The organism is Dyella sp. (assembly GCF_051954575.1).
Classification (GTDB): domain Bacteria; phylum Pseudomonadota; class Gammaproteobacteria; order Xanthomonadales; family Rhodanobacteraceae; genus Dyella_B.
Map to the genome: position 1 here is coordinate 21,596 of NZ_JBQCHP010000016.1, position 8,529 is coordinate 30,124.

Here is an 8,529-nt window from a genome sequence, read left to right on the forward strand (position 1 = left end):
TTTTTATGCGGCAGTGCAGCGTTCCATGTCGTCATAAGGACCTGCCCGTGGCTACAATGGGCGCCTTCGCCGAGGGGCGCTGCGACCGTGGAGATGCACGGCCAGGCTCGGTGGATGCTTCGAAAGAAACGGCGCTCATGACGCGATCCGCGCGTCGGCCTGGCCTACCGGGCCGGGTTTTTCCCATGAGACTCGGAGACATCCCTCCCATGAACGCTGTCACTAACGCTTCTGCTACGCACGATTACAAGGTCCGCGACATCGCGCTGGCCGAGCTCGGCCGCCGCCGTATCCGCATGGCCGAAGAAGAAATGCCCGGCCTGATGGCCATCCGCGCCCGCTACGCGACCGCCAAGCCGCTGAAGGGCGTACGCCTGTCCGGCTCCTTGCACATGACCAAGGAAACCGCCGTGCTGATTGAGACGCTCAGCGCGCTCGGCGCCTCGGTCCGCTGGGCCTCCTGCAACATTTTCTCCACCCAGGACGACTGCGCCGCGGCCATCGCCGCCGCCGGCATCCCCGTGTTCGCCTGGAAGGGCGAGACGCTGGAGGAATACTGGGATTGCACGCTGGACATGCTCACCCACCCCGGCATGAAGGGGCCGGAGCTGATCGTGGACGATGGCGGCGACGCCACGCTGCTGATCCACAAGGGCGTGGACATGGAAAACGGCGACAACTGGGTCAACACGCCCAGCGGCAACCACGAGGAGCAGGTCATCAAGGACCTGCTCAAGCGCACCGCCAAGGAGCGCCCCGGCTTCTGGAAGAAGGTCGCGGCCGACTGGAAGGGCGTTTCGGAAGAAACCACCACCGGCGTGCATCGCCTGTACCAGATGATGGAAGCCGGCAAGCTGCTGGTGCCAGCCATCAACTCCAACGACTCGGTGACCAAGAGCAAATTCGACAACCTTTACGGTTGCCGTGAATCGCTGGCCGACGGCATCAAGCGCGCCACCGACCTGATGGTGGCCGGCAAGGTCGCCGTGGTGTGCGGCTATGGCGACGTGGGCAAGGGTTGCGCGCATTCGTTGAAGGGCTTCGGCGCGCGCGTGATCGTCACCGAGATCGACCCCATCAACGCGCTACAGGCGGCGATGGAAGGCTTCCAGGTCACCACCGTGGAAGACACCCTCGGCATCGGCGACATCTACGTCACCACCACCGGCAACAAGGACATCATCACGCTCGAACACATGGCGGCGATGAAGAACAACGCCCTGGTGTGCAACATCGGTCACTTCGACAACGAGATCCAGATGGATCGCCTGAACGGCGCCAAGGACGTGACGCGCGAGACGATCAAGCCGCAGGTCGATCGCTATACCTTCGGCAAGACGGGCCGCAGCATCTACATGCTGGCCGAAGGCCGCCTGGTGAACCTGGGCTGCGCGCATGGCCATCCGAGCTTCGTGATGTCCAACAGCTTCAGCAACCAGACGCTGGCGCAGATCGACCTGTGGGCGAACAAAGACAAGTATGAGAAGACCGTCTATCGCCTGCCGAAGAAGCTGGACGAGGAAGTGGCGCGCCTGCATCTGGAACAGATCGGCGTGAAGCTGACCAAGCTGACGCCGGACCAGGCGGCCTACATCGGTGTACCGGTGGAAGGGCCGTACAAGCCGGATCACTATCGTTATTGATCGTCCCTGCGCCCTCTCCCCTTCGGGGAGAGGGCTGGGGTAAGGGGTCAACCTCGCCTCAACGCATATATGCCTCAGCGTCATTCCGGCGAAAGCCGGAATCCAGTTGCAATACGTCGTGCGTAGCACTCTTCACCAATTATGTTGTGTCCTTCGGACGCATATTTGAACTGGATTCCGGCTTTCGCCGGAATGACGCTGAGGAACGTTTGAACGCGCTCGTGTCGATGGAATCGAGCGCCTCAAACCCGTAGTTTTGCACCCCAACCTACGGTTTCACGCCGAGGTTTGTTTTCCGCACGGCATCGACGAATCCGGCAAACGGAATATCGGTCACGCCTACCAAGCCGATATGGCTGTTCTCCCCATCCAATATCCGCCCGGTCACCGGCTGATCGACGTAATCGAACCAGTGCGTGCCCACGATGGCCGGATCGCGCGCTGCCGCCTGCACGAAACGCGCATACGCCTCACCGCGCTGAGCTTCGTTCTCTGCTGAAACCACACCCGTGCCGAATGGGCCGCGATCGCCCGAGCCGAAATGGAACTCGGTGATCAGCACCGGCTTGCCGAGCTTGTGCATGGCATCCAGATCCACGCCATGCTGCGGCAGATCCGCATACACGTTGAAGCTGAGCACATCGCAATAGCGCGCACATGACGCCACCGCTTCGGGCGTGCGTACCGCAAACCGTCCGCCCAGGAAAAGATGATGCGGGTCGTGGCGATGGAGCGCCGCGGCGACCAGGCTGAAGTAGCGATCGGCATAGATGCGCAGCCACGTACTGTAATCCTGCGCAATCGCAGGATGCGCCTCGTTCGGCTCGGGCGCCGGAAAATTCACGGCATCCAGCGCAGACCAGTCATCGAGCGTGATGCCCCACGCAACAGCCAGTTTCGATGGCGCACCGTATTGCTTCTTCAGCATGGCGATAAACGCCTGCTTGGCCGCACTGCGCGCCTCGCCGTGCAATGTGCCGATCGCCAGGCCCCAGCGCCCTTGCGCCCCCTGCCCCGCCCACTCCAGTTCGTTGTCGACGAAATAGCCGAGCAGCCACGGATCATTGCGCGGTGACGCCGTCGCTTTCGCCACCGACCGCTCGACCGCTTGCGCAAAACGCGGATCGAACGGATCGGGCATGCGGCCCCAGTAGTCATAGCCGCTGGACACATTGCCGAACGCGCCATCCACGTCGATCGACAAGGTATAGGCGACCCGATGCGCCCTGCCCAGCGCAGCATCGCTCCAGTTGCCGATGGTGTTGAAACCCCATGCCTGCAACCGATCCAGCGTGCGCTTGCGCCATGCCGCCAACCAGCCGGCGCCATCGGTGCGGTAGAGATTAGCGCCATAGAAATCGAACCAGCGTCCATAGTTCGCACCGATGCCGGCGCTCGCGCCACGCTCCGCATCACGGCTGTCGCTGACGCCGTAGAACGCGCTCCATGGCGGCTGATCTGGCGGCAGATCGACAAACATGTACTCGCGTCCCTGCACGTAGGTGCGCGTGTCACTGAAAATCACCGCGTTCACGCCGAGCGAGAAAAACGCATGGCCCTCGGGCGTTACCAGCCACCAGCGCCCGTTTGCCTGCTGGGTGTGAAACCAGCCGGTCCGCGTCAGTGGAACGTTCTGCCAACCGCCATAGGTATCCAAGCCACTGCGCGCCGCCGATTGGGCCTGCAACGTGCGATCCTCCTGCGCATGCGCGCTGCGCAAGGCGGCATCGCTGTCGATTTTTTCCGGCCATTGTTCGCGCGTGAATTGACCCCAGCGATCGACGATATCGCGATACGCATCCTGCACCTGGGAGTCGTCTTCGGCTGTCTCCACCGTCCCCAGCAAAAGCTGCTGCACGGCTTGCGGCTGCGGGATGCTAAGACGGATGGCGTGCACCTGTGCCAGGTCCATCTCGCCTTCGACCTTGGTCGCCACGAACACGGTGCGGCCATGATCCTGGAACGGCATCGGCGGCCCGACCTGCATGCCGAACGCACGCGACGAGCTTGCATGCAAAGGAATCACCAGACGTTGCGCCGGACCGGCCGGCAAGCCCACGACCGTATGCAGATGCTGTCGAGCAGCGCCCTCGATATCGACCTGCACGGTGACTGCCCACGGCATCGCGTTCTGCACCTGGAGCTGCAAGGTTTTCTGCCCGCGCCAGTTCCACGTGCCGTTCGCAGGCGAAAGAACAACCGTCGGCCGCACTGCAGGCTGAAATGCATAACGCCACAATGGTGTGCCTTGCGCATCATGCTCAAGCGCACCGACACGCTGCACTTGCTGCAACTGAATCTTCGCCGCGATATCAGCCGCTGTGCTGTCGAACGACAGCAATCCAAGAACCAGCCCCACACATGGCGTGATCGATTTCATCGTAGAAGACATCGTAGGTTGGGTTAGCGCAGCGTAACCCAACATCTTCGAAACGACATTGTTGGGTTACCTCCGGATCAAGTCCGGAGCAACCCAATCTACGTGCCACACGCTACGCGCTCACCCGCTGCTGCCACCTGCGCCACAGCGCATACACCGGAATGCCAAGCACGATGATCACCACGCTCATGCCCGCATCGCGCGGCATATCGATGACCGTGGCGACGATCACACCCAGCACCGTGCACACGAACACCAGCGGCAGCAGCGGATAAAGCGGCACGCGATAGGGCGAGCTCTGCGCGCCGAACTGGCGCCGGTACCAGAACAGCGTGGCGATGCCGAACGCATGGCCCAGCCATTCGCCGACCGTGGTGTAGTTGACCAATTGATCGAACGTGCCGGTGATCACCAGCACGATCGCCCACAAGCCCAACACCACCAGCGCAACCTGCGGCGCGCGCCAGCGCGGTTCGATCTGCCCGACGGAGCGGAAGAACATGCCGTCCTTGCCCATCGTCTGCAATACGCGCGCGCCGCCGGCGATGGCGATGCTGCAATAGCCAAAGGTGGAACAGGCGATGCCGATGGCCATGATGGTGGCGCCGTGCGGACCGAAGACATGGCTCATCAAGTCCGCTGCCGGCGCCTTGCTCGCGGCCAGCCCTGCATGCCCCATGCCGACCAGGTAAGCGATATTCGCCAACACGTAGCACACCATCACACCGAGCAGGCCCAGCGTGAGCGCGCGCGGCAAGGTGCGTTGCGGATCGCGCACTTCGCCGGCCATGTCGTTCAAATAGTGGAAACCGCCATAGGTGAACAGCACCGGCAGGATCGCGCCGATCCACGCACCGGCGGATGCATGGTGCGCGGGGTCCGCCGCAATCACGCCACCGAAATGCCCGTGCGCCAGCACCAGGCCGACCACCAGCAACATCGCGATCGCCACCAGCTTCAGCAGCGTGAACACGTTCACCAGCCACGCGCCGGCGCGAATGCCGAACAGGTTGACGCTAACGATGAAAAAGATCGCCCCGACCGCCACCGGCGACGACCACAACGGCGGCAAACCCGTCGCGCGGCAGAAATAATCGGCGAAGGTGGCGGCCACCGCGGCGACGCTGCCGGGGTAGTTGATCAAGGCCATCGTCCAGCCGAACAGGAAGGCCGGCAGCGAGCCGAAGGCTTCGCGCAAATAGAGATAGATGCCGCCCGCATGCGGACGCCGCGCGCCGAGTTCGCCGTAGCACAGCACGCCGGCCAGCGTGAGCAGGCCGCCCGCCACCCACAGCGCCAGCAGCGGCAGGCCAGACGCAGTGCGCTCGGCCACCGTGGCCGGTGTGCGGAAGATGCCGCTGCCGATCACGCCGCCGATCACGATGGCGGCGCCGCTCCAGATGCCGAGCCGGCGCAGATAGGAAGAGGACGGGGAGGAGGTTTCGTCGGTCATGGGTGCCGACATTAACCCGAGTGGCCACCCGCTGTCCGATGACCTTTGCCCTATGGCGCGCAGGCGCATGACTCCCGCCACATTGACACCTTCAAATCGTTGCTCCGATACTTCGGCCCCGTCACGCGCCGTGACTGCTGTGCCGGCGCATCGGCCCCGAGGGGTGCTGCGACGGACGCCAGTCCGCCACGCTCGGCCCGCCGACCACAACATGATCCAAGGGCGCCCACCTCAATCACTGGAGGTGTTTGCCATGCGTTCTTCCGATTTTCGACTTGCCATCGCTTCGTCCCGGCAATTTCCGACCGTCCATCCGGACGACCTTCACCTGGTGGCCTCGCTGCAACGGCTGGGCGTGCAGTGCACGGTCTGCATCTGGAACGACCCGCAGGTCGACTGGACCGCGTTCGATGCCGTGCTGATCCGCACCATCTGGGATTACTTCGAGCACTACGCGGCCTTCCGCGACTGGCTCGACACGCTCGATCGGCTGGACGTCACCACCATCAACGACACCGATACGCTGCGCTGGAACAGCGACAAGCGTTACCTGCTGGACCTGGAACGCCAGGGCGTGCCCGGCATTCCGACCGAGGTGGCGCACGGCGGCCGCCTGCAGGAAATCTTGTCGTCCATGCCGGGGCGCGAGGTGGTGATCAAGCCCACCGTCAGCGGCGGGGCTTTGCATACCGTGCGTGGCAAAGTGGGCGCAGCACAATTCCAGCAAGCCATCGAACGGCTGCCGGCGAAGCTCGACTATCTGGTGCAACCGTTCATACCCGAGATCGCAAGCAGCGGCGAATGGTCGCTGATATTTTTCGACAACGCCTATAGCCATGCCGTGCTCAAACGCCCCACCGAGGGCGACTACCGCGTGCAAGAACAGCACGGCGGCAGCATCATGCCCGTCACACCCGGCGGCCCCATCATGGAAGCCGCCAGCAAGGCGCTGGTGGCGGCAGCGGCGCTCGGCCATCGGGAGCTGGCTTATGCGCGCGTGGACGGCGTGGCGCCGAGCGGCCGGTTCCTGCTGATGGAACTGGAAGTGATCGAGCCGTCTTTGTACCTGGCCGATAGACCCGATGCGGCAGAGCGCTTTGCGCAGCGGCTGGTTGAGCGCTTGCAGCGGGTTGTGCGCAAAACACGTCAATTGGGTTGAACCTTCGTAGGTTGGGCTGAGGCGCAGCCGAACCCCAACACGCAATGCATGCCGCCGCGTTAGGGTTCAGTCCGAGGCTCGGCCAACCCTACGGAAACCCCACGGCGTGGCGGGCGACGCTAGAATCTGGGCGTCGCCCGCAGCCACCGCACGCACGTGCCCAACGCACCACGCAAGATCCTTCACGTCGACATGGATGCGTTCTACGCGTCCGTGGAGCAGCGTGACGATCCCTCGCTGCGCGGCAAGCCGGTGGTGGTGGCCTGGCGCGGCGCGCGCTCGGTGGTGTGTGCGGCCAGTTACGAGGCGCGCACGTTCGGCGTGCGCTCGGCCATGCCGGCAGTACGCGCGGAGCGCCTGTGCCCGCAGGCGATCTTCGTGCCGCCGGATTTCGTGCGCTACAAGGCCGTATCGCGGCAAGTACGGGAGATCTTTGCACGACATACGGATCTGATCGAGCCGCTTTCACTGGACGAAGCGTATCTCGACGTAACGGAAACCAAGACCAATCTGCCCTCCGCTACCGCCACGGCCGAGGCCATTCGCGCAGCGATTCGCGAGGAAACGCAGCTCACCGCTTCGGCCGGCGTGGCGCCGAACAAATTTCTCGCCAAGATCGCTTCGGACTGGAACAAGCCCGATGGCCTGTTCGTGATCCGCCCGCATCAGGTAATGGATTTCCTGAGCCCCTTGCCGGTGGGCCGGCTGCCCGGCGTGGGCAAGGTGATGGATGCAAAGCTGCAAGCGCTTGGCATCAAGACCGTGAACGATTTGCGTGCATTGCCGCTGCTGGAACTGGAACAGCGCTTCGGACGCTGGGGTCGCCGTCTGCACGAACTTTCGCTGGGCATCGACGATCACGCGGTGCAACCCAACCAGCTCACCTTGCAAGTGTCGTCCGAAGATACCTTCGAGCAGGACCTCACGCTGGATGAGCTCGAACCGCACATCCGCCGGCTGGCTGAGAAAACCTGGGCAGCGCATCAGCGCGAAGTGCAACGGGGGCGCATCGCGCGCACCATCGTGTTGAAACTCAAGACCGCGGATTTTCACACGTTGACGCGTAGCCTTACGCCATCGATCCGCCCGCGCTCGGCCGATGAACTGGCCGAGGTCGCCTGCGCCTTGCGCGAGCGTGTGGAACGTGCTGCCGACAGCCGCTATCGACTGGTCGGCGTTGGGCTTTCGGGATTCGTCGACCGCGACAGTTTCATGGCACAGAGCGATCTGTTCGAGCACATCGCATGGGACAAGGCATGAGCGCGTGCTTGCGCGCGTGGGTCACATTTACACTGCTGTTGACCGCGCTGCTATGCACCGCTTCAACGCGCGCCGAAGACGGCTACGACTTGTGGCTACGCTATCGACCACTTGCGCCTGCACAGGCGCAGCTGTATCGAAGCCGCCTTTCCGAGTTGATCATCGGCGCCGCCACGCCAACGCAGAACGTTGCGCGCAGCGAATTGCAGCGCGGCTTGCATGGATTGCTCGATCGTGAAATTCCGCTGACGGATAACGTCACCCGCGATGGCGCACTGATCGTCGGAACATCTGCATCGTCGACGCTGATCGCACGGCTTTCGCTCGATAGCCGATCGTTGGGCAAGGAAGGCTACCTGATCCGCAGCATGATCGTGAACGGCCATGCCGCCACCGTGATCGCCGCCCACGACGATATCGGCGCGCTGTACGGCACCTTCCACTTCCTGCGCCTGCTGCAAACCGGACAACCGATCGACCGGCTCGATCTGCGAGAAACACCGCGCCTGAAACTGCGCATGCTCGATCACTGGGATTACCTCAACGGCCAGGTCGAGCGCGGCTATGCGGGCGCGTCGATCTGGGATTGGTGGAAGCTGCCGGACTGGCGCGCACCGCGTTACACCGATTACGC

6 protein-coding genes and 1 riboswitch are annotated in these 8,529 nt (G+C 63.4%); of the genes, 4 read left to right on the forward strand and 2 right to left on the reverse strand.

Translation table 11 applies throughout. From position 1 onward, the window contains the following. Nucleotides 1–65: 65 nt before the first annotated feature. A riboswitch (S-adenosyl-L-homocysteine riboswitch) is annotated at nucleotides 66–144 on the forward strand. Between the two features lie 65 nt (nucleotides 145–209). Further along, entirely contained in the window at nucleotides 210–1,643 is a 1,434-nt protein-coding gene (gene ahcY, locus ACTHNE_RS02045; protein ID WP_440268459.1) for an adenosylhomocysteinase, read from the forward strand. Nucleotides 1,644–1,911: 268 nt separating this feature from the next. On the opposite strand, the gene ACTHNE_RS02050 is transcribed toward ahcY, so the two are convergent. Next, nucleotides 1,912–4,023: a beta-galactosidase gene (locus ACTHNE_RS02050; RefSeq protein ID WP_440268460.1), complete on the reverse strand. Its 2,112-nt coding sequence runs from the start codon at nucleotides 4,021–4,023 to the stop codon at nucleotides 1,912–1,914. 112 nt (nucleotides 4,024–4,135) lie between these two features. Continuing rightward, the gene (locus tag ACTHNE_RS02055; RefSeq protein WP_324946807.1) at nucleotides 4,136–5,476 is read right to left on the reverse strand and encodes an APC family permease; all 1,341 of its coding nucleotides are present in this window, start codon (nucleotides 5,474–5,476) and stop codon (nucleotides 4,136–4,138) included. Nucleotides 5,477–5,729: 253 nt separating this feature from the next. On the opposite strand from ACTHNE_RS02055, the gene ACTHNE_RS02060 reads away from it, so the two are divergent. The 3 genes from ACTHNE_RS02060 to ACTHNE_RS02070 all read left to right on the forward strand — a co-directional run. Then, a complete protein-coding gene (locus ACTHNE_RS02060) occupies nucleotides 5,730–6,635 on the forward strand; it encodes an ATP-grasp domain-containing protein (protein WP_324946810.1) in 906 nt (301 codons plus the stop codon). Between the two features lie 156 nt (nucleotides 6,636–6,791). Next, the gene (dinB, locus tag ACTHNE_RS02065; protein WP_324946811.1) at nucleotides 6,792–7,895 is read left to right on the forward strand and encodes a DNA polymerase IV; all 1,104 of its coding nucleotides are present in this window, start codon (nucleotides 6,792–6,794) and stop codon (nucleotides 7,893–7,895) included. Continuing rightward, nucleotides 7,892–8,529: alpha-glucuronidase family glycosyl hydrolase (locus tag ACTHNE_RS02070; protein ID WP_440268462.1), on the forward strand; the 638-nt coding region annotated here is incomplete at its 3' end. The genes dinB and ACTHNE_RS02070, both read left to right, overlap by 4 nt.